At 31.8% G+C, this 26,135-nt stretch carries 30 protein-coding genes; 11 read left to right on the top strand and 19 right to left on the bottom strand.

What is annotated here, in order from left to right:
• The first annotated feature begins 13 nt into the window (after positions 1-13).
• The 9 genes from ACW5R3_RS07990 to ACW5R3_RS07950 all read left to right on the top strand — a co-directional run bounded on the left by ACW5R3_RS07990 (position 14) and on the right by ACW5R3_RS07950 (position 8,307).
• Entirely contained in the window at positions 14-1,324 is a 1,311-nt protein-coding gene (locus tag ACW5R3_RS07990) for a Na+/H+ antiporter NhaC family protein (protein WP_456576482.1), read from the top strand.
• Between the two features lie 84 nt (positions 1,325-1,408).
• Entirely contained in the window at positions 1,409-2,425 is a 1,017-nt protein-coding gene (locus tag ACW5R3_RS07985) for a S1C family serine protease (protein ID WP_456576481.1), read from the top strand.
• A gap of 96 nt (positions 2,426-2,521) precedes the next feature.
• A complete protein-coding gene (locus ACW5R3_RS07980; RefSeq protein ID WP_456576480.1) occupies positions 2,522-3,109 on the top strand; it encodes a TetR/AcrR family transcriptional regulator in 588 nt (195 codons plus the stop codon).
• A gap of 29 nt (positions 3,110-3,138) precedes the next feature.
• Entirely contained in the window at positions 3,139-3,771 is a 633-nt protein-coding gene (locus ACW5R3_RS07975) for an NAD(P)H-dependent oxidoreductase (protein ID WP_456576479.1), read from the top strand.
• Between the two features lie 9 nt (positions 3,772-3,780).
• Positions 3,781-4,785, top strand: coding sequence for an NADP-dependent oxidoreductase (locus ACW5R3_RS07970; RefSeq protein ID WP_456576478.1), 1,005 nt, complete (start codon positions 3,781-3,783; stop codon positions 4,783-4,785).
• A gap of 11 nt (positions 4,786-4,796) precedes the next feature.
• On the top strand, positions 4,797-5,957 hold the full coding sequence (locus tag ACW5R3_RS07965) for an iron-containing alcohol dehydrogenase (RefSeq protein WP_456576477.1): 1,161 nt from the start codon (positions 4,797-4,799) through the stop codon (positions 5,955-5,957).
• 2 nt (positions 5,958-5,959) lie between these two features.
• Positions 5,960-6,766, top strand: a complete 807-nt coding sequence (locus tag ACW5R3_RS07960) for a type 1 glutamine amidotransferase domain-containing protein (protein ID WP_456576476.1) — start codon at positions 5,960-5,962, stop codon at positions 6,764-6,766.
• Between the two features lie 151 nt (positions 6,767-6,917).
• Complete coding sequence (locus ACW5R3_RS07955) at positions 6,918-7,487, top strand: Crp/Fnr family transcriptional regulator (RefSeq protein WP_456576475.1); 570 nt, start codon at positions 6,918-6,920, stop codon at positions 7,485-7,487.
• A gap of 79 nt (positions 7,488-7,566) precedes the next feature.
• A complete protein-coding gene (locus ACW5R3_RS07950; RefSeq protein ID WP_456576474.1) occupies positions 7,567-8,307 on the top strand; it encodes an acyl-CoA desaturase in 741 nt (246 codons plus the stop codon).
• A 38-nt stretch (positions 8,308-8,345) separates the two neighbouring features.
• Here the strand turns inward: ACW5R3_RS07950 and ACW5R3_RS07945 are convergent, their stop codons facing one another.
• From ACW5R3_RS07945 to ACW5R3_RS07935, 3 genes are all read right to left on the bottom strand, one after another.
• On the bottom strand, positions 8,346-8,621 hold the full coding sequence (locus ACW5R3_RS07945) for a cold-shock protein (RefSeq protein ID WP_456576473.1): 276 nt from the start codon (positions 8,619-8,621) through the stop codon (positions 8,346-8,348).
• A gap of 321 nt (positions 8,622-8,942) precedes the next feature.
• On the bottom strand, positions 8,943-9,584 hold the full coding sequence (locus ACW5R3_RS07940) for a hypothetical protein (protein WP_456576472.1): 642 nt from the start codon (positions 9,582-9,584) through the stop codon (positions 8,943-8,945).
• Positions 9,585-9,767: 183 nt separating this feature from the next.
• Positions 9,768-10,160 carry an acyl-CoA thioesterase gene (locus ACW5R3_RS07935; RefSeq protein WP_456576471.1) on the bottom strand — a complete coding sequence of 131 codons (393 nt, stop codon included), beginning with the start codon at positions 10,158-10,160 and terminating at the stop codon, positions 9,768-9,770.
• 187 nt (positions 10,161-10,347) lie between these two features.
• On the opposite strand from ACW5R3_RS07935, the gene ACW5R3_RS07930 reads away from it, so the two are divergent.
• Positions 10,348-10,749: a glyoxalase gene (locus tag ACW5R3_RS07930; RefSeq protein ID WP_456576470.1), complete on the top strand. Its 402-nt coding sequence runs from the start codon at positions 10,348-10,350 to the stop codon at positions 10,747-10,749.
• A 19-nt stretch (positions 10,750-10,768) separates the two neighbouring features.
• Here the strand turns inward: ACW5R3_RS07930 and ACW5R3_RS07925 are convergent, their stop codons facing one another.
• From ACW5R3_RS07925 to ACW5R3_RS07910, 4 genes are all read right to left on the bottom strand, one after another.
• Positions 10,769-11,443: a DUF2461 domain-containing protein gene (locus ACW5R3_RS07925; RefSeq protein ID WP_456576469.1), complete on the bottom strand. Its 675-nt coding sequence runs from the start codon at positions 11,441-11,443 to the stop codon at positions 10,769-10,771.
• 76 nt (positions 11,444-11,519) lie between these two features.
• Positions 11,520-12,068, bottom strand: coding sequence for a hypothetical protein (locus ACW5R3_RS07920; protein WP_456576468.1), 549 nt, complete (start codon positions 12,066-12,068; stop codon positions 11,520-11,522).
• 59 nt (positions 12,069-12,127) lie between these two features.
• Positions 12,128-12,631, bottom strand: coding sequence for a Dps family protein (locus ACW5R3_RS07915; protein ID WP_456576467.1), 504 nt, complete (start codon positions 12,629-12,631; stop codon positions 12,128-12,130).
• Between the two features lie 148 nt (positions 12,632-12,779).
• Complete coding sequence (locus tag ACW5R3_RS07910) at positions 12,780-13,577, bottom strand: tRNA pseudouridine synthase A (protein WP_456576466.1); 798 nt, start codon at positions 13,575-13,577, stop codon at positions 12,780-12,782.
• Between the two features lie 96 nt (positions 13,578-13,673).
• Here ACW5R3_RS07910 and ACW5R3_RS07905 point away from each other — a divergent pair, with 96 nt between their 5' ends.
• Positions 13,674-14,105, top strand: coding sequence for a hypothetical protein (locus ACW5R3_RS07905; RefSeq protein ID WP_456576465.1), 432 nt, complete (start codon positions 13,674-13,676; stop codon positions 14,103-14,105).
• Between the two features lie 37 nt (positions 14,106-14,142).
• On the opposite strand, the gene hisIE is transcribed toward ACW5R3_RS07905, so the two are convergent.
• The 12 genes from hisIE to sucD form a co-directional block, all read right to left on the bottom strand.
• On the bottom strand, positions 14,143-14,742 hold the full coding sequence (gene hisIE / locus ACW5R3_RS07900; RefSeq protein ID WP_456576464.1) for a bifunctional phosphoribosyl-AMP cyclohydrolase/phosphoribosyl-ATP diphosphatase HisIE: 600 nt from the start codon (positions 14,740-14,742) through the stop codon (positions 14,143-14,145).
• Positions 14,739-15,497 carry an imidazole glycerol phosphate synthase subunit HisF gene (gene hisF / locus ACW5R3_RS07895; protein ID WP_456576463.1) on the bottom strand — a complete coding sequence of 253 codons (759 nt, stop codon included), beginning with the start codon at positions 15,495-15,497 and terminating at the stop codon, positions 14,739-14,741. Before hisF ends, hisIE begins: the two co-directional genes overlap by 4 nt.
• A 3-nt stretch (positions 15,498-15,500) precedes the next feature.
• Positions 15,501-16,250 carry a 1-(5-phosphoribosyl)-5-[(5-phosphoribosylamino)methylideneamino]imidazole-4-carboxamide isomerase gene (gene hisA, locus ACW5R3_RS07890; protein ID WP_456576462.1) on the bottom strand — a complete coding sequence of 250 codons (750 nt, stop codon included), beginning with the start codon at positions 16,248-16,250 and terminating at the stop codon, positions 15,501-15,503.
• A 50-nt stretch (positions 16,251-16,300) separates the two neighbouring features.
• The gene (hisH, locus tag ACW5R3_RS07885) at positions 16,301-16,882 is read right to left on the bottom strand and encodes an imidazole glycerol phosphate synthase subunit HisH (protein ID WP_456576461.1); all 582 of its coding nucleotides are present in this window, start codon (positions 16,880-16,882) and stop codon (positions 16,301-16,303) included.
• Entirely contained in the window at positions 16,882-18,015 is a 1,134-nt protein-coding gene (hisB, locus tag ACW5R3_RS07880; protein WP_456576460.1) for a bifunctional histidinol-phosphatase/imidazoleglycerol-phosphate dehydratase HisB, read from the bottom strand. Before hisB ends, hisH begins: the two co-directional genes overlap by 1 nt.
• Entirely contained in the window at positions 18,012-19,049 is a 1,038-nt protein-coding gene (gene hisC, locus ACW5R3_RS07875) for a histidinol-phosphate transaminase (protein ID WP_456576459.1), read from the bottom strand. Before hisC ends, hisB begins: the two co-directional genes overlap by 4 nt.
• A 2-nt stretch (positions 19,050-19,051) precedes the next feature.
• Positions 19,052-20,332 carry a histidinol dehydrogenase gene (hisD, locus tag ACW5R3_RS07870; protein ID WP_456576458.1) on the bottom strand — a complete coding sequence of 427 codons (1,281 nt, stop codon included), beginning with the start codon at positions 20,330-20,332 and terminating at the stop codon, positions 19,052-19,054.
• A complete protein-coding gene (gene hisG / locus ACW5R3_RS07865; RefSeq protein WP_456576457.1) occupies positions 20,329-21,186 on the bottom strand; it encodes an ATP phosphoribosyltransferase in 858 nt (285 codons plus the stop codon). Before hisG ends, hisD begins: the two co-directional genes overlap by 4 nt.
• 283 nt (positions 21,187-21,469) lie before the next feature.
• A complete protein-coding gene (locus ACW5R3_RS07860) occupies positions 21,470-22,285 on the bottom strand; it encodes a prohibitin family protein (protein WP_456576456.1) in 816 nt (271 codons plus the stop codon).
• Between the two features lie 21 nt (positions 22,286-22,306).
• Positions 22,307-24,343 carry a VWA domain-containing protein gene (locus tag ACW5R3_RS07855; protein WP_456576455.1) on the bottom strand — a complete coding sequence of 679 codons (2,037 nt, stop codon included), beginning with the start codon at positions 24,341-24,343 and terminating at the stop codon, positions 22,307-22,309.
• A gap of 3 nt (positions 24,344-24,346) precedes the next feature.
• Complete coding sequence (gene fabG / locus ACW5R3_RS07850; RefSeq protein WP_456576454.1) at positions 24,347-25,093, bottom strand: 3-oxoacyl-[acyl-carrier-protein] reductase; 747 nt, start codon at positions 25,091-25,093, stop codon at positions 24,347-24,349.
• A gap of 107 nt (positions 25,094-25,200) precedes the next feature.
• Positions 25,201-26,073, bottom strand: a complete 873-nt coding sequence (sucD, locus tag ACW5R3_RS07845; RefSeq protein ID WP_456576453.1) for a succinate--CoA ligase subunit alpha — start codon at positions 26,071-26,073, stop codon at positions 25,201-25,203.
• Positions 26,074-26,135 lie beyond the last annotated feature (62 nt).

Genomic DNA, 26,135 nt, shown 5'->3' with positions numbered 1-26,135 from the left:
TTAAATCAGAGTCATGACAACTTATAATTCTATTAAACCTAGCTTTAAAGCTTTGTTCCCTTTTTTTGTTTTTATTTTCACATTTTTAGGTGTTGGTATTTATCAAAATGATTTTTATGCCTTACCCGCTCCTATTGCTGTAATTGCCGGAATTTTGGTTGCATTTATAATGTATAAACAAACGGTAAATACAAAAGTAGAAACACTTTTAGAAGGCTGTGGCGATTCAAAAATTCTAACCATGTGTCTTGTTTATCTATTAGCGGGTGCTTTTGCAGCTGTTACTAAGGCAACTGGTAGTGTAGACGCTATTGTATATTTGGGCTTAGATACTATTAATGGGCAATTTATATATTTTGGCGTGTTCATAATTGCCGCCTTTATATCCATTTCAACTGGAACTTCTGTTGGAGCTATTGTATCTTTAGCTCCTATTGTAATTGGTTTTTCGGAAACAGGGGATTTTTCTCTAAGTATCCTATGTGGCGCTTTATTAGGAGGTGCTATGTTTGGTGATAATTTATCTATTATTTCCGACACTACAATTGCTGCCACCCAATCATTAGGTGTTAAAATGAATGCCAAATTTAAAGCAAACCTTAAAATAGCATTACCTGCTGCTTTAATTACCATTGTTATTTTAATTTTTCAAGGTTTTAACCTAGATATTACTACCTCAGAAACTATAGAATACAACTACTCTATATTAAAAATAGCACCTTATTTAATTGTTATCATACTTTCAATTATTGGGGTAAATGTCTTTATAACATTACTTTTAGGTGTTGTAGCAGCTGGTATTTTAGGAATAATATATGGTGATTTTTCAGTGATAGAGTTTACTGAAATCTCGTATTCCGGGTTTACTAATATGACTGAAATATTTTTATTATCCTTATTAACAGGAGGTTTAGCTGCTTTGGTAAGTAAAAATGGTGGTATCGATTATATTTTAATTAAAATAAAAGCACTTATCAACTCACAGAAAACGGCACAGCTAGGAGTAGCTTCCTTAGTGTCATTTATAAATTTAGCTATTGCTAATAATACCGTTTCAATTATTATATCTGGAGCTATAGCAAAAACTATAAATGACAAATATGAATTAGAAAATAGACAAACAGCCTCGATATTAGATATTTTTGCTTGTATAACTCAAGGTTTTTTACCCTACGGTGCTCAAGTTTTAATGATATTAAGCCTTACTAATGGTGAAATTGGCTATATAGATTTAGTGTCCAACACCTGGTATTTAAGTATTTTATTGTGTTCTGCATTATTATTTATAGCTTTTAATAGTTCAAAAAAGAAAATTCTAAGTTAAAAAGCGACGAACACTAAGTATTATTTGAGGTATATTTATAATCATAAAACAAGTATGTTTGCAATTCAAAATCGCTTAAATATTATGAAACATTTTCTTTTATTTTTAACCTTATTCATAAGTTTCTCTAACTACTCACAAGACCTATCTCAAATATACGAGAAAGTTAACCCTGCTGTAGTTATTATTGTTACTTCTGAGAAAGAAATTGTTACTTCCGAAAATTCAACGTCTAATACCGTTACCAAGCAAAGTTTAGGTTCTGGTTTTATGATTTCGGATCGTTTAATTGTTACAGCTGCACATGTTGTAACAGTCCCTGAAGAAATAAGTGTTTTATTTTCTGACGGAGATGTTATACCTGCTACGGTTGTTAGGTCTTACAAAAGTGCTGATATTGCACTCATAAAATTATTTAGACCGCGTATTAATCCTGTAACGGTTAGTTTTGGAGATTCTGATGCCTTAAAAATAGGTCAGCAAATTTTTGTTATTGGTGCACCTTACGGACAAGGAGCCTCTTTATCTTCTGGTTATATTAGTGGTATTCGTAAACAAAGCACAGGAAATAACCCTTTTAGTTATAGTGAATTAATTCAAACAGATGCCGCTATAAATCATGGAAATTCCGGAGGCCCAATGTTTAATTTACAAGGTGAAGTTGTTGGTGTTGTCAGTAGTATTGCATCACAATCTGGTGGTTTTGATGGTATTGGTTATGCTAGTACCTCCAACTTAGTTTCTAAACTTCTATTAAATGATAATATGCCTTGGTTAGGTGCAGATATGCATACTTTAACCCCTAAGGAATGTCAAATTTTAAATGTTCCTCAGTCTAATGCCTTATTAGTACAACGTGTTGTTGATAATTCACTTTTTGGTAAAATGGGCATTAAAGGAGGTGACACCGAAGCTATAATTAATAACCAAAAACTCATACTAGGTGGCGATATTATATTGGCTTTTAATGATATTACTTTTGCTGTAGATGATACAACACTTAACAAACTATCAGAATTTGCTAATTCATTATCTACTAAATCAAAATTTACTATCACAGTTTATCGCAACGGGGAACTTATAACACTCCAAAGCAACTAATTATTCTTGCATATTTTTTAACTAACACTAAATCTTTGTTAAAAAAGAATGAACGTTCATTTTTTGTTATATCTTTGTAACAGAATTAAAAACGTTATGGCAAAACTTCAGAAAAGTATCGATAAGCGAAATGCCCTTATAAAAGCTACTATTGAGTTAGTGAATAATAATGGGTTTCATGCAACGCCTATGAGCAAAATAGCTAAAATGGCTAAAGTATCACCTGCTACTATATATCTATATTTTGAAAATAAACAGGATCTAGTAAATAAAACCTATTTAGAAATTAAAGCCGAGTATTTAGAATATGCTTTTAAAACCTATTCAGAATCAATGTCGGTTGAAGATGGTTTTGAAACTATTTGGAAACGTATTGCTGAATTTAAGATGGCACATTGCGAAAAAGCTATGTTTTTAGCACAATGTGATAATACCCCTATGATTGACGATGCTAGTTTACAAATAGGCATTACCTATTTACAACCCCTACTCGATTTATGGAAACGTGGAAAAGAACAAGGTTTAATAAAAAACATGTCTGACTACGTCTTATATGCTTATGCTATAAACCCATTGTCTTTTCTAATGATTGCTCAAAAAAGAGAACATTTCAAATTAGATAAAACCCACCTAGACGATGCTTATCAATCGGCTTGGAGTAGCATTAAAACTTGCGAACACTAAAGATTAAAAAACAAATTAAAATATAAACTATGGAATTACTTGATAAATTGAATTGGCGATATGCAGCGAAAGCTATGAACGGTGAAAAAGTACCAGAAGAAAAAATCAACCGCATTTTAGAAGCTGCACGATTAGCTCCCACGTCAAGTGGATTACAGCCTTTCGAAATTTTCGTTATTAAAAATCAAGATATAAAAGAACAGATTAAGCCTGTAGCATGGAACCAATCTGTAATTACTGATTGTTCCCACCTACTTGTATTTGCTGCTTGGGATACCTATACGGCCGACAGAATTAATTATATGTTCGACCTCACAAATACTATTAGAGGATTTAAAAATGATGGTTGGGAAAATTACCGCCAGATGTTATTAAATTCCTACCCTCAAAAAGATGCTGAAGAAAATTTCAATCATGCTGCTAAACAAGCATATATTGCTTTTTCACAAGCTATTACTGCTGCTGCTTTTGAAGGTGTAGATGCTACACCAATTGAAGGCTTTGAACCTGAAGCTGTAGATAAAATTCTTGGTCTTCGTGAAAAAGGTTTACGAAGTGCCGTATTATTACCATTAGGATATAGAAAAGAAAATGAAGATTGGTTGGTGAATTTAGTTAAGGTTAGAAAACCAATGACAGATTTAGTAACCATAATTGATTAAAAAAATTAAATGATGAAAACACAAACGATATTATTAAAAAACAGACCAGAAGGTAAACCAACACTTTCAAATTTTGAATTTATTACAGAAGATATTTCTGAAGATTTAAAAGAAAATGAAGTGCAATTAGAAACCACTTATGTTTCTGTTGATCCATATTTACGTGGTCGTATGAGCGATGCTAAGTCTTATGTACCTCCATTTGAATTAAATAAACCTATTCAATCTGGAATTGTAGCTAAAGTAATTGCTTCTAAAAACGATTCTTTTCAGGTTGGCGACTATGTATCAGGAATGTTAGATTGGAAAACGCAACAAATTTCAACGGGAGAAAATCTAACTAAAGTGAACCCTGATAACGCCGCTTTAAGCGCTTATTTGGGTATTTTAGGCATGACAGGTTTAACAGCTTATTTAGGATTACATGAAATAGGTAAACCTGCTGAAGGTGAAACTATTGTAATTTCTGGAGCTGCAGGTGCTGTAGGCTCTGTTGTTGGCCAAATAGCTAAATTACGTGGTTTACGTGTTATTGGTATAGCTGGTAGTGATGAAAAAGTTGATATGTTAAAATCAAAATTCGGATTTGATGAAGCTATTAATTATAACACAACTACCGATATGAAGTCTGATATTGAAAAAGCTGCGCCAAACGGTGTTGACATCTATTTTGATAATGTAGGTGGTCCAATTTCAGATGCTGTTTTGTTTAACATCAATAGATATGCTCGTATCATTATCTGCGGAGCCATTTCATTGTATAATAACAAAGAACTCCCTACGAGTATTAGTGTTCAACCATTTTTAGTTAAAAATAGCGCCTTAATGCAAGGTTTTATTGTTTCTAATTATGCTGAAAAATTCCCAGAGGCAATCACACAATTATCTAAATGGTTAGCATCTGATAAATTAACTTATTCGGAAACCGTAGTTAAAGGCTTTGATAACATTCCAAATGCATTTATCGACCTATTTAATGGTAAGAATAAAGGTAAAATGATTGTTGAAATATAAAAAAATCAAATATGAATAATTTTGAATTTAAAAACCCTACCAAAATAATTTTTGGAAAGGACAGTATTAGTAAATTATCTGAAGAAATTCCTAATGATGCCAAGGTATTACTCTTATATGGTGGTGGAAGCATCAAAAAAAATGGCATTTACGAGCAAGTAAAAAAAGCCTTAGATTCATTTACAGTTTTTGAGTTTGGTGGTATTCCAGCAAACCCTGAATATGACGTTTTAATGAAAGCTTTACAAGTCATAAAAACTGAAAAGGTAGACTACTTATTAGCTGTTGGTGGTGGTTCGGTAATTGATGGAACTAAATTTTTATCAGCTGCCGCTTTATACGATGGTGATACACCATGGGATATTTTGGCAAAAAGAATACGTACTGAAAAAGGTTTACCTTTCGGAACAGTATTAACCATACCGGCTACCGGATCTGAAATGAATTCAGGCGCTGTAATTACAAGAGCTGAAACAAAAGAAAAATTAGGCATGGGCGGACCAGGTTTATTTCCAGAGTTTTCAATATTAGATCCACAGGTAATTTCATCCATTCCACAACGCCAATTAGCAAATGGATTAACCGATTCGTTTACTCATGTTTTGGAACAGTATATGACTTACCCTAGCGGCGCTTTGTTACAAGATCGTTTTGCTGAAAGCATTTTGCAAACAATAATTGAGGTTGCTCCAAGTATATTAAAGGATCCAACGGATTATCAGGCAGCTTCTAATTTTATGTGGAGTTGTACGATGGCATTAAATGGTTTAATCCAAAAAGGTGTTCCTACAGATTGGGCTGTTCATGCTATTGGTCATGAATTAACGGCATTATTTGGTATTGATCATGCTCGTACATTAGCTATTATTGCTCCTAGTCATTACAAATTCAATTTTGAAACCAAAAAAGAAAAATTAGCGCAATATGGTAGGCGTGTATGGAATATTAATACCGGAAGTACTGAAGATATTGCACATGCAGCCATTGAAAAAACTGAACAATTTTTTAACGAATTAGGCATAGAAACGAAGTTGTCCGATTATACAGACGCTTATGATGGTACAGCCGAAAAAATTGCTGAACGTTTTACTGAGCGTGGCTGGTTAGGTTTAGGTGAGCACCAAAACTTAAAACCAGAACAAGTATCTGATATTGTAAAAATGGCGTATTAGATATGAATATATTAAAATCAATTGCTTTAGCATTAACCATTATTACAGCTTCAAGTTGTAATAAGGCCCATGATAAAACACCTGTTGAAGAAACTTCAGGAAAAGAAATAAACACATTAAATCAAAAACAAATGAATGTATTATTTGTATTAACATCTCATGATCAGTTAGGAAATTCTGGAAAGAAAACTGGTTTTTGGGTGGAAGAATTTGCATCGCCATATTATATTTTATTGGACAAAGGTGTAAACATTACCATTGCAACTCCAAAAGGTGGTGCTGCTCCAATAGACCCAAGTAGTGATACGCCCGATGCTGCAACTGAGGCTACAAAACGCTTTGATAACGATGAGATTGCGAAAGAAAAAATAGCAAATACAAAGGTATTAGCTGATATGAATCCGGATGATTTTGATGCCGTTTTCTACCCTGGTGGCCACGGTCCTCTTTGGGATTTAGCTAATAATGAAACATCTATATCATTAATTGAAGAATTTAACAAACAAGAAAAACCAATTGGGTTTGTTTGCCACGCTCCCGCAGCATTAAAAAATGTAAAAGGTATTAATGGCAATCCTTTGGTTAGAAATAAAAAAGTTACAGGTTTTTCTAATACGGAAGAAAAAGCTGTTGGTCTGACTGATATTGTTCCTTTTTTAGTTGAAAATATGTTAACTGAAAATGGTGGTGAGTATTCTAAGAAAGAAAATTGGGAAGCTTATGCCGTACAAGATGGAAATTTAATTACGGGACAAAACCCGGCGTCTTCGGAGTTAGTAGCCGAAAAGCTATTAGAAAGTTTAAACTAAAAAATAAACTTTAGTATTACAAAGGTTATCCTATTGGATAGCCTTTTTTTGTTGTTTAATAGTTGAAAAGTAAATTTACCAAATTGTAAAAAACATGGCAGCTTCAAGCAAATTTATTACATTCGCAGGACAATTTTTATTTTTAAAATAAGTGGAACAAATTAAAGCATATCTAGAACAAATAGCTACCATATCTGATACCGACTGGGCTTTTTTTACATCTAAATTAAAACGCCGTGTTATTGCTAAAAAGGCTATTTTCTTAGAATTAGATGCTATAGAAAATCATATTTCGTTTATAGAATCTGGTGTTGTCCGTTTATATATTCCTAAAGAAAATCCTGAAAAAGAAATAACTTTTGGTTTTAGTTTTACCAATCAATTTATTAGTGCTTACGATTCTTTTTTAACACAAAAACCTTCGGCTTATGAATTACAAGCACTTACTAAAACAACACTATTAAGTATTACTTACGCCGATTTACAAGATGTTTATAAAACCACTCAAATTGGTAATTTAATAGGTAGATTAACGGCAGAACGTTTGTTTTTAATAAAATCTAAACGTGAACAACATTTATTAAACCTCTCAGCTGAGGAGCGTTACCTTAAACTCTTTCAAGACAGACCTGAGCTTTTAAAAGAAATACCCTTAAAATATATAAGCTCCTATATTGGTGTTACCCCACAAGCACTTAGTAGAATTCGTAAACGCCTTTAAACTTAATTTGTTAATTATTTAATTGATTTAGGTTCATTGTTTTGCATGAATAGCCAAATTATCTTTGCAAAAAAAAAGTATGGCAGTCGTTATTTTCGTTTTAATTCTTTGGTATGGAGGCTTATTCTTTCAGTCGTTTTTTCTACACAGGTATGCGGCTCATCAAGTTTTCACGATGACCAAAACGATGGAACGTATAACCTTTGTCCTAACGTGGATATTTCAAGGTTCTAGCTATTTAAGTGCCTATGGTTATGGTATTATGCACCGCATGCACCACGCTTATACCGATACTGAAAAGGATCCTCACTCACCGTCATATGATGCAAATTTATTTGCTATGATGTGGAAAACTAAAACAATTTATCAAGATATAAATTTAAATAGAATACCTGTTGATGAGCGATTTACTAAAAATGTCCCGCAATGGAAATCATTTGATCGTTTTGCAAGTTCACGTTTATCACGCCTACTTTGGATAGGATTATATATTTTATTTTTCGCTTTCTTCACCACTGCTTGGTGGCAATGGTTATTATTACCCATAACTTTTCTAATGGCTCCAATACACGGGGTTATTATAAACTGGTTTGGTCACATTTATGGCTATGTAAACTTTAAAATGAAGAATACGAGTAAGAATCTATTTCGATTCGATTTTTTAATGATGGGTGAAGGTTATCATAATAATCACCATAAGTTTGCGAGTCGTGCAAATTTTGGATTTAAATGGTATGAAATAGATATCACTTATGTTATTATTAAGGTATTGGATGCTTGTAGATTGATAAAATTAAAACCAGCAACAGTTACCAAATAAAAAAACCTCTATATAATAATAAATAGAGGTTTTGAAGTTTAATTCTTAGGGATTCTACGAACATTTATTGCTACTAATCCACGGTCTGATTGTTCTAAACCAAACGTAACTTTATCTTTCTTTCTAATTTTATCTTTAAGATTGGAAGCATGAACAAATATTTCTTCATCAGTACCATCAACGATAATAAAACCAAACTTTTTAGACTTATTATAAAACTTAACAGTGCCTTCTTTAGTTGTGTTTTTTTGTACTGTTGATGTAGTTTTTGTTGTTTCTTTTCCAAACAACTTATTTATCCATTTTTTTAACATGTGGTCTTCTTATTTACTTTAATGTAGATATGTTTATATTTTTTTAAAAAAGCTAAATTACTGATAATATTTCAGTGTTGCATACAAACTGCAATCTAATACAAAAAACATAAGGTTTAGTTGACTGCTAGCATTTATTTGGCATTAGCTACGCAAATATAACATAATCAATAAAAGTACTAAACCAATAAATGTAAAATTAGTGTCAAATTACATGTAATTGATTGACTATTTGGAATTATAATATAAAACCGCTTTTATTGATTATTAAAATTGTGAAGAAAACAAGGACAAGCTTTACTTTTATTTCGCTAACTATTATTAAGATTCAGAATCTTCTGATTTCAAGACTATATTTTTGGTGGTAACTAGCATACCTCCTACTTCTTTTAACTCAAGTACAGAATCTATCTTTTTTCGTGCCAAACGCTTTCTACAAGCCTTTGTAAGTAATGTATCGGTGTCAAAAAGTAACGAATTCAAGCTATAAGATTCCTTAAAAGGTTCTTTTACTTGTATATGAATATGACTTGGTAAATACTCATGTGGATACGTTAGAGGTTTATTAGTATGTCCTGGTATGTAGGTATACATTTCATAATAACCTTTTTCATTAGTTTTAACTAAAAGACTATTTTCAATATAATTTGACTGAGTAATTGATACTAAAGTATAAGCGCCGTCATTATTAGCTTGTTGAATATGTATCATAACATCTTTTGCAGGTGTAATACCATCTGCTAAATATACAATACCTGAAATCTTTAATTTATCGGGTTCTGTTTGAAAACCAGAGATGGTATCTGAACTTACTAATGTGCCCAATTCAATTCCATCAAATGGATTTTCATTTTTAACATGCTTACTAACATCATTACAGTAGGATGTTTTTTCACTCGTAGTTTGCGAATACACAGAACCCATACAAACTAAGAAAACAAGTATAAGATTGATATTTTTCATAAGGCAATTAATTATTAATCACCTCAAAATTAAGACACTAAATCGAAGTCTCTTAAAAAATCTTATGAACGTATGGAATTTTCGTCAAACGGAATTTACTACATTTCAATGGTAAAAAAACACGATAAAATACTGACATAAAACCTAGAAATTTAAATACTAACTATTTAATTCTTATGTATATTACATACTCGCTAAACGGTCTTTTACAAATTCAATTTTAGTTTTACCATGTGGTTTTGGTTTTCCATCAGCTCCTAAATTAACCATTATAATATTGTCTACAGTTAAAATTGTTTCACGTGTCATTTTATTTCTCGCTTCACATTTTAAGGTAATAGAGCTTTTTCCAAATTTACTGACATCCATACCAATTTCAACAATATCCCCTTGTTTTGCCGAACTCATGAAGTTTATTTCGGAAACATACTTAGTAACCACCTTTGGGTTTTCTAACTGTACAACCGTATACAAGGCAGCTTCCTCGTCTATCCAGGCCAATAAGCGACCTCCAAATAATGTTCCATTAGGATTTAAATCTTCGGGTTTTACCCATTTTCTTGAGTGAAATCTCATATGTTATTGTTTTAAAGTTTATATATTCAAAGATACAGATAAATCAATTTTAATAAATAAATTATACTTATAAAGATATTATACTGCCATAAGTTATATTTATTATGTTAATAAAGCTGTTGATATTCATTTAGGGTATGACAATAAGCTGTTTAAAGAATCCATAACTTTAATAAAAACAAAAATCATGACCCGATCTGAACAATTATTAGCATGCCGACCAAGTATTCCTTCAGCAAAATTGCATGATTCAATGACTAAAGACGAACGTTTTCAAAACTTAACCTTACGTCCAGTTATCAAACTTCAAAACGATTTATTAATTGAGGTCTTTAAAAATTATGCTAATAAGCATAAATATGCATTTTATGATTTACCTCTAGACAAACAAATTGTTTATATTGAAAATGCGGTACAAAAAGATATTAAATTTAGAAATTCACTTAAAGGTATTGTTATTGGTCAATTTACTGTAGATGAATATTTACTTTATATAACAAACTCTTCAGCCTTAAATAAACGCATGATGGCTATAGTAAAAGAGCGATTAATAAGTAATATTCAACTTTTTGAAACACAGTTAATTTAGACTTATATAACTGTATCTATTAAATAAGTGATTCGCCATTTAAATTTGTAGTTAAAACATCACTCATATAATTAAAAAATGGCTTTACCTCTTTAAAAGCTAGATTTACAGTTTCTAAGAAATCCGGTGATAAAACCTCTTTATCACTATATTTTTTAGTAAATACAAACTGCTTTTTTCTAATCAGATCTATATCTGGGTGATTTTTATCAAAATTTCTAGGTGCGGATTTAAGTTCCTCTCCTTCCAATTCTCCCCAAGTACTTTTGAAAGCAGGTGTATTTATAATATCACGCATTTCGGCAGCATCCAGTTCTAATTCTTTTCTAATTCTTAGAAGATCTTCTTTATTAGGAGCCCAAAAACCAACGGCTATAAAGGATTCATTATTAGGTGCTATATGAACATAGTATCCACCACGTAATTCAGGCTTTCTTCTTTGAAATGAAGCACCAAAATGTGTTTTATAAGGAAGTTTATTTTTTGAAAAACGAACATCTCTATAAATACGAAAAACTTTATGTTGATCTACATCATCGTGTTTTTTTAAAAGGTCGAAAACCGTATTAAAACTTGTTTTAATAGCTGTTTCAAGTGTTTTAAATTCGGGTTTGTTTTCGGCAAACCATTCCCGATTATTATTCTTTTCTAAACGTTTTAAAAAATCAAATACTTCTGGATTTATAACTTTCATAGCCTTTTATTTATTTTCTAAAAATAGAAAAAGACTGCCAAAAATTGACAGTCTTTTAAATATTTTATACGAACATTTATTTTAAATTATAGAATGTTTTTGATTCCATGTTCTGTGTGTTTTCATTGTAATATGTGATTACAAAGTTTCCATCGGAATTAAAATATCCAGTTCCAGAAAATTGTTCGCCTTTAATTAAGTATTCTTCAGATTTAGCAGATTTTATAGCCTGACCAAATGTATTGTTCTTCTTTTTTGATAAAATTTCAAATCCTTTAGAATTTCGTTTAAAATTATAATTAGTTCCATTGGATTGGTAACTTCTTAAAACTACTTTTGAATCGTAAAATGGATCATCATCATTATCAATCTCTACTGTTTTTGTAATTTTCTTGTCAGATTCGTTAATAATACGTTCTTGATTCACCTTATTCTCATCAGCTTTTGAGAGTTTAACATCGGCCTTTTCCGTAGTTGTTATCTTTACTTTTTTCTCTGTTACTTCACGTCCGTTATCTATGGTAACTGTTTTGGTTTCCGTTTCTTTAGATAAGTCTCTAGATGTTTCTTGTGAAAACATTAATCCAGAAATCATAAATAATGCAGTATATAATGTCGTTTTCATAATTCTCTTTTTTAAATAGTTTAACTAGTAATTAGCGTCAACTATTGGTTAATTAATTTTTAAGCTTCTAAAACTTCTTCTTTTAATTGATCGGTTGTGTCCTTTCTCCAAGCATCCAACATCCAACTAGATTTTTCTAATTCACGAATATAAGCACCAATTAAATCTAAAGTACCTTCATCCGATACCACTTCGGCTTTCTCCATAACAATATTCATTTGCTCTAATAGCTTTTTATGATCTTGTAACGTTTCGGTTACCATTTCTTTATCAGACAACAAAGCTGATGCTTCCGAAATTGAAGATGTATTTAAGTAATCACTGTATTTACTCATCGGATGATAACGCAACGTAAGAATACGTTCGGCAATTTCATCAATTTTTAATTGTGCATCCGAGTATAATTCTTCAAATTTATTGTGCAAATCAAAAAAGTTCTCACCTAATATATTCCAATGATTACTTCTTAATTTTTGATAATATAAATGATAGTCAGCCAGAAGCTTATTCAATTCTACTACTACAGGTAATAATTTTTCATCTTGCATATTCAAATAACTCATAATTTTATAGTGTATTTATTGGTTCGCTATATAAACTACAGGCTATCTGAGAAAAGTCAAGTCTTTTAACAGGCTTTAACTTCGTTAAGATTTATTTAACATAAATTATGTTAAAGGATTTTTTAGTTGTTAATTTTTTTAAGAGAAATTACAGTTCCTTAAAAGCATCAAATTCAATACTATTTAGAATTAAACCTGAAGCAGGCGCTATATAATGTACTGGTATTTGGTTGTTGGGTAGTAAGCTATCGGAAATATCTTGAAGTGTTTTTTCTCCTTTACCAACTTCAATTAACGCCCCCATCATTAAGCGTATTTGATTTCTCATGAACCCTTTTCCTTTCACTCTTAAAATATAGGATTTTTTAGGAAAGAAATTGGCTTTAAATAAGTCGTTTTCCACAATCTCACAAGTGAGTATATCTCGATTATAAATACCGTGATCAGTTGGTTTATAACAGTAGGATTTAAAATAATGTGAACCTTCAAATAGTTTGGCAGCTGATTTCATTTTACTAACATCTAAACTATCCAATATCGTGGTTATTACCGGCGCGCAAAACGGATGAAATTTACCTCCTTGAGCAAAAACATATAAGTATTCCTTAATTTTTGAATCCTGAATTATATTAAAATCCGAATCGACTTCTTTAATTGTTAACGCCCGAATATCCTGGGGTAAATTGTAATTAAACAACTCTAAAAACGCTTCTAAATCTTCTATTTTATGATATACAAATAACTCAAAAGCCGCTTCATTTGCCGAAACCATCGCATCTGTTCTACCTGAACCTAAAGTTTTAAAACGCTTACCATCTAAAATATAGTTTAGCGTTTTATCAATCATTAAATGAACCGTTTTAAGCTTAGGTTGCTTTTGCCAACCATGAAATCTGTAACCAAGATACTGACAAGTTATTACGTAATAATGGCGTTTTTCGAACACGTTATATAGGGTTTAAGAGGCGAAAATCACCATTTTAATACTAGTTTACAAATATTTCTTATCTTGATTATAAAATTAACTAAACAAACTGTAATTATGATACCATCACGAAAACCACCTAGAGCCTTTTGGATTATTAGCATTTTAGCTATTATTTGGAACTTAATGGGTGTCGGCGCTTTTTTATCACAACTATTTATAACTCCTGAAATACTCGAAAATTTACCAGAAGCAGAACAAGCCTTATATGCTAATATTCCAGGTTGGGTTACCGCCGCTTTTGCAGTAGCTGTATTTGGAGGTACTATTGGATCTATAGGTTTGATATTGCGAAAATCTTGGGCTCGATTTGTTTTTATTATCTCATTAATTGGTATTGTTTTACAAATGACCTATAACTTTTTTATAAGTAATACTATGGATGTTTATGGCCCTGGTGCTATAGTTATGCCTATTATGGTTTTAATAATTGGTGTGTTTCTTGTATATTATTCAAAATCGGCTATTGCTAAAGGTTGGATATCTTAAAAAGAAATCACACGAGTTTATACTGTCAAAACGTCTATTACTTTTGACGGTTTATTAAAACTTGTTCCACATCCTTTAACGTAAAACCTTTAGCTTGAAGTAGTATTAAATAGTGAAATAGCAAATCGGCACTTTCATTAATAAATAAGTCATCATCAGCATCTTTAGCTTCAATAACAACTTCTACGGCCTCTTCTCCTACTTTTTGAGCTATTTTATTGATACCTTTTTTAAACAGTGATGCTACATAAGAATCTCCTGAATTTTGAGTTTCTTTTCTTTTAGAAATTATAGTTTCTAACTCCGATAAAAAACCATATTTAGATCTGTTTTCTTCATCCCAACAAGTATCTGAACCTGTATGACAGGTAGGTCCATTAGGAATAACAGAAACTAAAAGAGCATCTTGATCACAATCTATTTTCATACTCACAAGTTCAAGAAAGTTGTTACTAGTTTCTCCTTTTGTCCACAACCGTTTTTTGGAACGACTATAAAAAGTAACGCGCTTAGTTTCTTGTGTCTTTGAAACGGCTTCTTCATTCATATACCCTAACATTAAAACTGTTTTGGTATTATAATCTTGTATAATTGCTGGAACTAAACCGTTCTCGTATTTCTTAAAATTTACTATCATGATAAACGTATTGGTATATTATTGTCTTGTAATGATTTTTTTAGATTTATGATATCAATTGCGCCAAAGTGAAATACACTAGCTGCTAAAGCTGCATCGGCGAGACCTTCTTGAAAAACATCGGTAAAATGAGCTATTGTTCCTGCGCCTCCAGATGCAATAATTGGAATATTTAATGTTCTTGAAAGTTGAGCAAGTGCTTTATTGGCAAAGCCATTTTTAGTACCATCATGATCCATAGAAGTGAATAAAATTTCACCAGCTCCAAGTGCTTCAACTTGTTTGGCCCAATCAAACAAATTTAATGTGGTTGCCTTTGTACCTCCTGCTAAATGTACTATCCACTCTCCATTAATCTGTTTCGCATCAATAGCAACAACAATACATTGACTACCAAATTTACCGGCTAAATCATTAATTAATTGAGGGTTTTTAATAGCAGCTGAATTAACCGCTACTTTATCTGCGCCAGCCTGTAATAATAAATCTACATCAGAAACAGCACTAACACCGCCACCTACAGTAAATGGTATATTTATTTCTTTTGCAATTTCTAAAACCATATCTAGTAAGGTTTTTCGCTCTTCGATAGTTGCTGATATGTCTAAAAACACAAGTTCGTCAGCACCAGATTTGGCATACAACTTAGCTAAAGTAACAGGGTCGCCAGCATCTTTTAAGTCTATAAAATTAACGCCCTTAACCGTACGTCCATTTTTAATATCCAAGCATGGTATTATTCGTTTTGTAAGCATATTTTAGTTTAAATACGGTTCTAAATCCTTTAAATTAATATTATTCTCATATAAAGCTTTACCTATTATCACACCTTCACAACCAATTGATTTCAATTTTTCTAAATCCGAAATATTAGAAACACCTCCCGAAGCTATTAATTTTAAAGGCTTATTTGCAGCAGCATCAATACAAGTCTTAAGTATATTTTGATAAAGCTCAAAAGCAGGTCCCGCTAACATTCCATCTTTTGAAATATCAGTACAAATAACATACTGAGTACCTTGATTTTGATACTTTCTTATAAAAGGTATAATTTCTAGATTACTGCGTTCTTGCCAACCACTTATTGCTATTGTCCCTCCTGTATCATTAGGATTACAATCGGCTCCTAGTATAATTTTTTCTGAACCATAGACTTCTAACCAAGTAGAAAATAACTGTGGATTTTTTACAGCTATACTACCACCTGTGATTTGTTCAGCACCAGAATTAAAAACAATTTTTAAATCTTCATCTGATTTTAAACCACCACCAAAATCTATTGTTAGATTGGTTTTAGTTGCTATTTTTTCTAATATTTTATAATTCACAACGGCACCTGATTTGGCTCCATCTAAATCCACTAAATGCAGATTTTTAATACCCGAATCTTCAAATTGTTTTGCAACTTCTAATGGATTCTCATTATAAATCTTTTTCGTGGAATAATCGCCTTTAGTCAGTCGGACACATTTTCCATTTATAATATCTATTGCTGGTATAATTCTCATTACTATTATATTAACGTTTATATTTTTTTTTAAAACACTTAATTATCAGACTATAAGCTTAAAAAATTCTTTAAAAGTTGCTCACCAACTGCTCCACTTTTCTCTGGGTGAAATTGCACACCATAAAAATTATTTTTCTGTAAAGCAGATGCATAATTAAATTCATAGGATGTTTCAGCAATTGATTCTTGACAATTTTCAGCATAATAACTATGAACAAGGTACATATAGGATTCTTCTTTTATATTTTTAAAAAGTGCCGATTTTAAATTTGATATTGTATTCCATCCCATTTGGGGGACTTTAACAGCTGCTGAAAATCGTTTTACTTGTGTATTAAAAATACCTAAACCTGTAGTTTTTCCTTCTTCAGAAAAATCACACATGAGTTGCATGCCTAAGCATATACCCAAAACAGGTTGTTTTAGTATGGGTATTAAAACATCTAGTTCGGTTTCTTTCAATTTTTTCATTGCTGTACTAGCTTCACCTACACCTGGAAGTATTACTTTATCTGCTGATAAAATAGTTGTAAAATCGCCACTTAAAATAGCATCAACACCGAGTCTATTTAAAGCAAATTGAATACTTTTTATATTTCCTACGCCATAATCTATAATAACAATTTTCATTAGAGGAGTCCTTTTGTAGTTGGTAAAATCATTTTTGAAACATCACGTTTTACAGCCATTTTAATCGCCTTTGCAAAAGCTTTAAATATAGCTTCAATTTTATGGTGTTCATTAGTACCTTCAGCGTTAATATTGAGATTACATTTTGCACCATCGGTAAAAGATTTGAAAAAGTGCATAAACATTTCGGTAGGCATTTTACCAATCATTTCGCGCTTAAAATCGGCTTCCCAAACCAACCAGTTTCTACCACCAAAATCAATAGCAACTTGAGCTAGGCAGTCGTCCATTGGTAAACAGAAACCGTAACGCTCAATTCCTAATTTGGTACCTAAAACTGTATTAAACAATTCTCCTAATGCGATAGCTGTGTCTTCAATTGTGTGGTGTTCATCAACATCTAAATCACCTTTAACATCAATATTTAAATCTAATTGTCCGTGTCTAGCTATTTGTTCCAGCATATGATCAAAAAAAGAGATTCCAGTGCTAATTGAACTCTGCCCTGATCCATCTAAATTTAAATCAATAGTAATTGCTGTTTCATTCGTTGTTCTAGTTATAGAACCAGTTCGTTCTTCCGCTTTCAAAAGTTTATAAATAGCTTCCCAACTATCTGTTTCTAAGCTTATAAAAGGTTTAAGCGCATCGGATTTTAATGAAATCTCATCAGAACCTAAATTGGCTAGTCCGTTAATTAAAATACCTTTAGCGTTTAAATTTTTAGCTAATTCCATATCCGTTAACCGATCACCAATTACATAAGAGTTATCTAAATCATAGTCTTCAGTAAAATAAGCACCAAGTAAACCTGTATTTGGTTTTCGCGTTGGAGCGTTATCTTTAGCAAATGTGCGATCTATAAATTGTGATTTAAAATTCACACCTTCACTTCTAAAAGTATCCATAACAAAATTATGAACAGGCCAAAACATGGTTTCGGGGAAAGCATCGGTTCCAAGACCATCTTGATTTGTAATAAGTACAAGTTCAAAATCTAATTCTTGAGCAATACGCCCTAGATATTGAAAAACTTGAGGATAAAACTCTAGTTTTTCAAAACTATCAATCTGTTCGTCTTGTGGTTCTTTAATTAAAGTGCCATCTCTATCTATAAATAATACGCGTTTCATGATAATGTGTTTAAAATGGTGATTAGTTTCGTGTTTTCTTCTGGTGTGCCAATAGTAAATCGTAAGCAGTTTTTACAATGGATTTGATTAGTTCTATTTCTTACTACTACCCGCTTTTCTATTAACTGTTGGTACCGCTTATCGGCATCATCTACTTCAACCAAAATAAAATTAGCATCGCTTGGATAACTTCTTTTTACAATCGGTATAGTCTTTAATGCTTTTTGAACACGTTTACGTTCTGTTTTTATCTGAAGGATTTGAGAATTAACTAGTTCTATATTCTTCAAGCGTTTTACAGCTACTTCTTGGGTTAATTGATTAATGTTGTAAGGTGGCTTAATACTATTTAAGACGTTTATAATATATGGCGAAGCTATAGCCATCCCCAATCGTATACCTGCTAAACCATAAGCTTTTGATAAGGTTTGTATAACAATTAAATTTGGAAACGAATCAAGTTGATTAATCCAACTATCAGCGTTTGAAAAATCGCTATAAGCTTCATCGATAACAACAATACCTTTAAATTCTTGAAGTAATGTTTTAACAGCTGATGCATCAAAACTGTTAGCTGTTGGATTATTTGGTGTACATAAGAATAGTATTTTACTATTAGTATTCGCTGCATTTAAAATATTGGAAACTGATAAATTAAAATCTGTTGTTAAAGGAACTTCAATAGTTTCAATATTATTCAATTCTGCTAAAACCCCATACATCCCATAAGTTGGTGGCAAGACAATTACATTATCAATAGTAGGTTCGCAAAAAGTTCTAAAAATTAAATCTAGGACTTCATCACTACCGTTACCTAATAATAATTGGTTAGGTAAACAGGATTTTATAGTTGCTAAACGTTTTTTAAGGACTAATTGTTGCGGGTCTGGATAACGATTAAATCCTGAATCATAAGGGTTTTCATTAGCATCTAAAAAAATTAGGCTATCATCTATATCCTTAAATTCATCCCGTGCCGATGAATAAGAAGTCATCTTTAAAATATTGGGCCTTATTAAATTTTGAATAGCCATAATTAAAAATCTTTTAAACGAATACTAACCGCATTCTTGTGTGCTTGTAAACCTTCTGCTTCTGCCATTACCTCGATGGTTTTACCTATATTTTGCAACCCTTCTTTGGTGATTTTCTGAAAAGTTAATGCTTTAAGAAAACTATCTAAATTAACACCAGAATAGGCTTTACTAAAACCATTTGTTGGAAGCGTATGATTGGTTCCTGATGCGTAATCACCAGCACTTTCAGGAGTATAATTACCTATAAAAACTGAACCTGCATTTTGAATACCATTGGTGAAAAAAGTATCATTTTCAGTACAAATTATTAAGTGTTCGGGCGCATATGTGTTTATAAAATTTAAGGCCTCTTGATTAGATGAAAACAGAATAGATTTTGCGTGTTTCATAGCTTTTTCAGCAATTGAATTCCGTGGTAATTTGGGCAATTGTAGCTTTATTTCTTCGGCAACCTGATCAATAAGTTTTTGAGAAGTAGACACTAAAATTACTTGACTATCAGCTCCATGTTCAGCTTGACTCAATAAATCGGATGCTACGTATTTTGGAATAGCTGTATTATCTGCAACAACCAATAATTCACTTGGTCCTGCAGGCATATCAATGGCCACGCCATACTTAGTTGCTAATTGCTTTGCAACCGTTACAAATTGATTACCTGGTCCGAAAATCTTATACACAGGATCTATGGATTCGGTACCAAATGTAAGTGCAGCTATAGCTTGTATACCGCCCGCTTTATAAATTTTTGTAACACCACATAGGCTTGCTGCATATAAAATTTCATCAGCAATTCTACCATCTTTATTGGGTGGTGAGCATAAAACAATTTCCTCACAACCTGCTAATTTAGCTGGAATAGCTAACATTAAAACAGTAGAAAACAAAGGAGCTGAACCATTAGGAATATATAACCCAACTTTTTGTATGGCCCGTTTTTCCTGCCAACAGGTTACGCCACTAATAGTTTCAACTTCTACTTTATCTGTTTTTTGAGCTTCGTGAAACTTGCTAATTTGAGATTTAGCAGATGAAATAGCTGTTTGTAATACTTTAGAAATATTATTCTTTGCGCTACTAATTTCGCCAGAAGTGACTAGTAAATCATTTAATTGAACACCGTCAAAAATATCTGTGTATTTTAAAACGGCTGCATCTCCATGTTGTTGAATATCATTAAATATTTCATTTACAGTTTTCTCTATATTGTTAACGCTTACAGTAGGACGCTGTATGAGAGCGTTCCAAGAATCAATTTTCGGGTTGTTTATTAATTTCATAATACCATGTTTTCAATTGGACATACAAGAATACCTTCGGCACCTGCTTTTTTTAATGCATCAATACTATTCCAAAAATCATTTTTATCAATTACAGAATGTAGGGAACTCCAACCGGGTTTAGCTAAAGGTAAAACTGTAGGGCTTTTCATCCCTGGTAATATATCCTGAATACTTTCTAGTTTCTCGTTAGGAGCATTTAATAAAACATACCTTGAGTTTCTAGCTTTTAATACCGATTGTAAACGGAATTGTAGTTTATTTAAAATATCTAATTCCTCTTGTTGTATTTTAGGAGAAACGCTTAAAACAGCTTCTGATTCTAATAAAACTTCCACCTCTTTTAAATTGTTCTTAAATAAGGTACTGCCGCTCGAAACAATATCAACAATAGCATCGGCTAAACCTATATTTGGTGTAATTTCAACAGAACCGTTAATAAGGTGTAGTTGTGCATTGAGTTTGTTTTTTTTAAGAAAAGCATTTACGGTATTGGGATATGACGTAGCTATTCGTTTTCCATTTAAATCTTCTAGCGAGTTGAAATTTTCATTTTTTGGGATCGCTAATGATAAACGGCAAGCTGAGAAACCCAATTTTTCAATAACAGAAATTGTGTTACCTTTTTCAACTAATAAGTTTTCTCCAATAATAGCGGCATCAACAACACCATCAAGCAAATACTGTGGTATATCGCCATTTCTTAAATAATAAACTTCAAGAGGAAAGTTTTTAGCCGATGTTTTTAATTGATCTCGGCCATTATCAATAGATATTCCTACTTCCTTGAGGATTTTCATGGAGTCGTCATACAAACGACCTGATTTTTGAACTGCAATTTTTAATTTCTTCATAACAACACTCACTAAATGAGTTTTTAAGTTAAACTTTGATGTTGTTTGAGTAAATCTGAAGGAATTGAAAATCGAAAAGAATAGAAATGCAAAAACCCGCTTGAGATACTCAAACGGGTTTTTAATATGTTGAATTTATTCAATACATTTTCAGCCTGCCTGAGAGCACGTATGAAAATGATGATGATGTAATTGAATAAATGTCATGTCTTTTTTTATTGTGTACAAATGTTTCTAAAATTAATCTGTAATTCCAAATATTCTGTACTTTATTTTAAAAACATTATTGATTACCAAGAATAATTGGCAGACCAGAATCACCTGAACCAATTATAACAGTCTTACTGTTAGGTGATTCAGATAGTTTAACGGTAGCTTCAATTCCTTTATCTCTAAGTATCTGATCGTTTAATGAAGCACTTAAAATACGGTTAGCATCTGCCTTACCTTGTGCTTCAATAATTACTTTTTCGGCTTCTTTTGCTGCAGTAACCAATCTAAACTCATATTCTAAAGACTCTTGTTCTTGTCTTAATTTACGCTCAATAGCATCTTTAATTGTTGGTGGTAAAGTTACGTCACGTACTAGTACTTCGTTTAATTGTATGTATTGATCGTTTACAATTTTTTCAGTTTCCTCAAATATTTCTTGTTGAATTGCATCACGCTTACTTGAATATAATTGTTCTGGCGTATAACGTCCAACAACAGATCTTGCTGCCGATCGAATAGCTGGTAAAAGAACACGTTCTTTATACATTTCACTTTTCTCTTGGTGTAATTTACCTAAACTTTCAATAGAAGGTTGAAACCAAACCGAAGCTTCTAATTTAATATCAAGACCATTTGAAGATAAAACATTCATCTTCTCTAATATTTCTTGTTGACGAACTTCATAGACAAATACGGTATTCCATGGAGCAACAATATGAAACCCTTCTCCTAAAGCAGGTTTATCGGTTACCACACCGCCATCAAAAGTTTTATATAACACGCCGGCTTCACCAGAACCTATTGTTACAGCCGATTTAGCGATAACAACAATTAAAATAACAAGTCCAATAATAATTGGCAATCCAATTTTAGGTAATTTTTCCATAATATAAGTGTAATTTATAAGTTAAATAAGCCCTTTATACTTGCGGTAAAACCACTCGATTGAAAGGGTTAAAATAATAAGTGCTAGTAAGTATTTCCAATCTATCAAAGATACTGTTTTTTTGGTAGCTCTTTCAATTGAAACATAACGATTATCTGAAAGTAAGTCTGTTTTCAAAGCATCAAATTGATCAGGATAATAAACCGATCCATCTTGTAAAGCTGCAATACTTTCTAACTTTTTATAATTAGCATTAGTAAACTGTTGTTCAATGTTAAAATCTAAAATTTTAAAAGTTCCAGATTTTGAAATATTACTTGTATTTGCCCTAACAGTGAAACTATAATCCGAAGCCGGTAAGACACTTAAATCTGCTTCAAAATTGTTGTTTTTTAATACAAAAGGTATCGTTCGCTTTTTTTGAGAGTTTTCATCTAACACCTCAATTGTTAATGGTTCACGGTCATCAAATTCGTAATTCTTATTAAAATATTGTGCTTGGAAAAGCACATTAGAATTACCATTATAAAAAGATTCAAATGATAAACTTAATCGTTCACGTCGTTTTTTTGAAGCTAAATACTGAACCATTTTCCCCATAAAATCATCAAAACCATTAAATGTATTCGTATTTAAATAGCTTTGAGCACGCCATTTCCAAATATTTTCACCTAATAGTAAAGCTTCTCTCCTACTATTAGCATCAACAGTTAACAATAACGGTTTATCCGTAGTAATGCTACCTATTTGTTTATATAAAATAGTTTGTATTGGTGATTGGCTAGTTAAATTACCAAACTTACCTGCTAGTGGTGGAAAGGTTTCAAAATTGACATTAGGGACTATAAATTCAGTGAAATTACTGTTTAACTGAGGCAAATAATTTTCAGTTTGCGCAATAATATCATGTTGATAATTTGAGCTAACAGAATTTAAAAAACGCCAATCTGTTTGTGTTCCAGTAATAACAAATCGATTACGATTATCCTCATTAAGCTTATCTATTACAGTTCTAAAATTCACATTAGGTTGGTATAAAATAGCTAATTGATAGTCTTCTATATTAGATAAATAAGCTTTTGGTTTTAAGATGCTAACTTGACGTTGCTCATTACTCTCAATACTTTTCTTTAATGCTCCTAAATCAGGATGCATAATGTCTGAAACTATAGCTACATGAGTCTGCTCATCAATAACTTCAATAGCAAAATTTTTAAAATTATTTACAGTATTCTTTTCGTTAGGAAGTGGTTGTAGAGAAGCTTTATAAGTAAAAACACCTATTTGATTGGCTGTAAGCGTTGTATTAATAATTTTAGAATTCTCTATATTAGAGAAAGAAACAGATTCAGAATAGACTGTTTTTGATTGACTCGTTATCTGAAAATTAGTTGTTACAGGGTCTTGACCGTTATAAACTAGAATAATTTCAACTGGAAACTTATTTTTATAAAATGCATATTTATTGACATTTAGTTGTGTTATTTTAACGTCTACATGCTGAGCGGTATCACCTACTACAACAGGGTAAATTGGCTGATTATAACTTTTTGCAGTGTATTGATAATCATTCCCGTAAGTTTGGTTTCCATCGCTTATTAAGACTGTTGGTGCCACAGCACTTTTATAAATTGTATTTAGATCCTTAAGGGTTTTAGCTACATTGGTTTGTTTGTTGGTAAAACTAAGAGAATCATTCTCATAAGTTGCTACCTCATTACTAAAACTATAATAATCAATATCAAATTTAGTATTTAATTCGGTATCCTTTTTAATCGCATCTGTAAGCCTATTCACAGCAGCTGTTTGATTTAAAAACTGAATTGAATTCGAATTATCAATAGCAATAACTAAACTAGGTTTTTCAGTATAAAAAGTTTCAGTATCTAATTTAGGGTTTACTAAAAGTAATAGAATTGAAAAGATTGTTATAAAACGTAAGCCTGCTAAAACAAGTTGTGTTGTATTTTTTTTTGACTTATATACATACTGAAAAAGCGCTAATAATAGCGCTATAATTCCAGATATGATAATATAAATAATTGTAAGTCCTGTCATAGATTAGGTTAACATACCACCATCTACATTAAGTGTTTGTCCTGTAATATAAGCAGACATATCACTAGCTAAAAATACGCAAGCATTGGCTATATCTTCAGGGGTTCCTCCACGTTTTAATGGAATTGACTGTCGCCATCCTTTTACCGTTTCTTCATCTAATTTAGCTGTCATTTCAGTTTCAATAAAACCTGGAGCAATAACATTACTTCTAATATTTCTTGAGCCTAACTCTAGAGCTACAGATTTTGAAAAACCTATAATACCTGCTTTAGAAGCGGCATAATTGGTTTGCCCAGCATTTCCTTTAACACCAACAACCGAACTCATATTAATGATTGAGCCTTTACGTTGTTTAAGCATTGTACGTTGTACAGCTTTAGTCATGTTAAAAACAGATTTTAAGTTTACTTCAATAACTTTATCAAAATCGGCTTCTGATAAACGCATTAGTAAATTATCTTTTGTAATTCCGGCATTATTAATCAATACATCAATGCTACCAAATTCTTTTAAAACATCTTCTGCTAACTGTTGAGCTTCGTCAAAACTAGCTGCATTACTTTTATATCCTTTAGCTTTAACGCCTAGATTATTTAATTCTTTTTCAAGTTCATTAGCAGCTTCAACAGAAGCGCTATAAGTAAAAGCTACATTAGCACCTTGTTGTGCAAATACTTGAGCAATTCCGCGACCTATTCCTCTACTAGCTCCAGTAATTATAGCTGTTTTTCCGTTTAATAATTTCATAATTCGGTAATCTGATTTGTTGTTTGTCAAATATAATAAATACTAATTGTATCAAATAAAAAAACCTTACAAGATTTGTAAGGTTTTTAATAGATATATGGGTAATATTATCCCATTACTTCTTTAACTTTTTTACCTATTTCGGCAGGAGAATCTACTACGTGAATACCACATTCTCTCATAATTTTCTTTTTAGCTTGAGCAGTATCATCACTACCACCAACAATAGCTCCAGCGTGTCCCATTGTACGACCGGCAGGTGCTGTTTCACCAGCAATAAAACCAATTACTGGTTTTTTACTACCACTCTCTTTATACCAATGTGCAGCATCAGCTTCTAATTGACCTCCAATTTCACCTATCATTACAACAGCTTCAGTTTCTGGGTCATTAATTAATAATTCAATAGCTTCTTTAGTTGTTGTTCCAATAATTGGATCACCACCAATACCGATTGCTGTTGTAATACCTAATCCTTGTTTTACAACTTGGTCAGCAGCTTCATAAGTTAATGTTCCTGATTTAGAAACAATACCAACATTTCCTTTTTTGAAAACGAAACCTGGCATAATACCAACTTTAGCTTCACCTGGTGTAATAACACCTGGACAGTTAGGACCAATTAAACGACAATCTTTTCCTTTAATATAGTTAGCCGCTTTAATCATATCAGCTACAGGAATACCTTCTGTGATAGTAATAATTACTTTAATACCAGCGTTAGCAGCTTCCATAATAGCATCTGCAGCAAATGCAGGTGGTACAAAAATAATAGTTGTATCTGCACCAACTTTATCTACAGCTTCTTGAACTGTATTAAAAACAGGTCTATCTAAATGGGATTGTCCACCTTTTCCTGGTGTAACACCACCAACCACATTGGTTCCGTATTCAATCATTTGGCCAGCGTGAAATGTTCCTTCACTTCCTGTAAATCCTTGAACTATTATCTTTGAATTTTTATTAACTAAAACGCTCATTTATGTTTGATTTTTTATGTTTTTAAAACGTGACAAAAGTAATGTTTATCACGGTATTAGTA

The organism is Algorimicrobium bowmanii, assembly GCF_054031195.1.
The sequence above is the reverse complement of the archived record's forward strand: the minus strand, read 5'-3'. Positions and strand labels throughout refer to the sequence as shown.

Bases quoted from the DNA above. Each gene is read 5' to 3' on its own strand.
- ACW5R3_RS07940 (WP_456576472.1), bottom strand. From the start codon at position 9,584: ATGAAAAATATCAATCTTATACTTGTTTTCTTAGTTTGTATGGGTTCT.
- ACW5R3_RS07985 (WP_456576481.1), top strand. From the start codon at position 1,409: ATGAAACATTTTCTTTTATTTTTAACCTTATTCATAAGTTTCTCTAAC.
- hisB (WP_456576460.1), bottom strand. From the start codon at position 18,015: ATGAAACGCGTATTATTTATAGATAGAGATGGCACTTTAATTAAAGAA.
- ACW5R3_RS07860 (WP_456576456.1), bottom strand. From the start codon at position 22,285: ATGGAAAAATTACCTAAAATTGGATTGCCAATTATTATTGGACTTGTT.
- ACW5R3_RS07905 (WP_456576465.1), top strand. From the start codon at position 13,674: ATGATACCATCACGAAAACCACCTAGAGCCTTTTGGATTATTAGCATT.
- ACW5R3_RS07915 (WP_456576467.1), bottom strand. From the start codon at position 12,631: ATGAGTTATTTGAATATGCAAGATGAAAAATTATTACCTGTAGTAGTA.
- ACW5R3_RS07945 (WP_456576473.1), bottom strand. From the start codon at position 8,621: ATGTTAAAAAAATGGATAAATAAGTTGTTTGGAAAAGAAACAACAAAA.
- hisIE (WP_456576464.1), bottom strand. From the start codon at position 14,742: ATGATAGTAAATTTTAAGAAATACGAGAACGGTTTAGTTCCAGCAATT.
- ACW5R3_RS07980 (WP_456576480.1), top strand. From the start codon at position 2,522: ATGGCAAAACTTCAGAAAAGTATCGATAAGCGAAATGCCCTTATAAAA.
- ACW5R3_RS07935 (WP_456576471.1), bottom strand. From the start codon at position 10,160: ATGAGATTTCACTCAAGAAAATGGGTAAAACCCGAAGATTTAAATCCT.
- ACW5R3_RS07925 (WP_456576469.1), bottom strand. From the start codon at position 11,443: ATGAAAGTTATAAATCCAGAAGTATTTGATTTTTTAAAACGTTTAGAA.
- hisA (WP_456576462.1), bottom strand. From the start codon at position 16,250: ATGAGAATTATACCAGCAATAGATATTATAAATGGAAAATGTGTCCGA.
- hisF (WP_456576463.1), bottom strand. From the start codon at position 15,497: ATGCTTACAAAACGAATAATACCATGCTTGGATATTAAAAATGGACGT.
- hisD (WP_456576458.1), bottom strand. From the start codon at position 20,332: ATGAAATTAATAAACAACCCGAAAATTGATTCTTGGAACGCTCTCATA.
- hisC (WP_456576459.1), bottom strand. From the start codon at position 19,049: ATGGCTATTCAAAATTTAATAAGGCCCAATATTTTAAAGATGACTTCT.
- ACW5R3_RS07930 (WP_456576470.1), top strand. From the start codon at position 10,348: ATGACCCGATCTGAACAATTATTAGCATGCCGACCAAGTATTCCTTCA.
- fabG (WP_456576454.1), bottom strand. From the start codon at position 25,093: ATGAAATTATTAAACGGAAAAACAGCTATAATTACTGGAGCTAGTAGA.
- ACW5R3_RS07975 (WP_456576479.1), top strand. From the start codon at position 3,139: ATGGAATTACTTGATAAATTGAATTGGCGATATGCAGCGAAAGCTATG.
- hisH (WP_456576461.1), bottom strand. From the start codon at position 16,882: ATGAAAATTGTTATTATAGATTATGGCGTAGGAAATATAAAAAGTATT.
- ACW5R3_RS07990 (WP_456576482.1), top strand. From the start codon at position 14: ATGACAACTTATAATTCTATTAAACCTAGCTTTAAAGCTTTGTTCCCT.
- sucD (WP_456576453.1), bottom strand. From the start codon at position 26,073: ATGAGCGTTTTAGTTAATAAAAATTCAAAGATAATAGTTCAAGGATTT.
- hisG (WP_456576457.1), bottom strand. From the start codon at position 21,186: ATGAAGAAATTAAAAATTGCAGTTCAAAAATCAGGTCGTTTGTATGAC.
- ACW5R3_RS07950 (WP_456576474.1), top strand. From the start codon at position 7,567: ATGGCAGTCGTTATTTTCGTTTTAATTCTTTGGTATGGAGGCTTATTC.
- ACW5R3_RS07970 (WP_456576478.1), top strand. From the start codon at position 3,781: ATGATGAAAACACAAACGATATTATTAAAAAACAGACCAGAAGGTAAA.
- ACW5R3_RS07920 (WP_456576468.1), bottom strand. From the start codon at position 12,068: ATGAAAACGACATTATATACTGCATTATTTATGATTTCTGGATTAATG.
- ACW5R3_RS07855 (WP_456576455.1), bottom strand. From the start codon at position 24,343: ATGACAGGACTTACAATTATTTATATTATCATATCTGGAATTATAGCG.
- ACW5R3_RS07965 (WP_456576477.1), top strand. From the start codon at position 4,797: ATGAATAATTTTGAATTTAAAAACCCTACCAAAATAATTTTTGGAAAG.
- ACW5R3_RS07960 (WP_456576476.1), top strand. From the start codon at position 5,960: ATGAATATATTAAAATCAATTGCTTTAGCATTAACCATTATTACAGCT.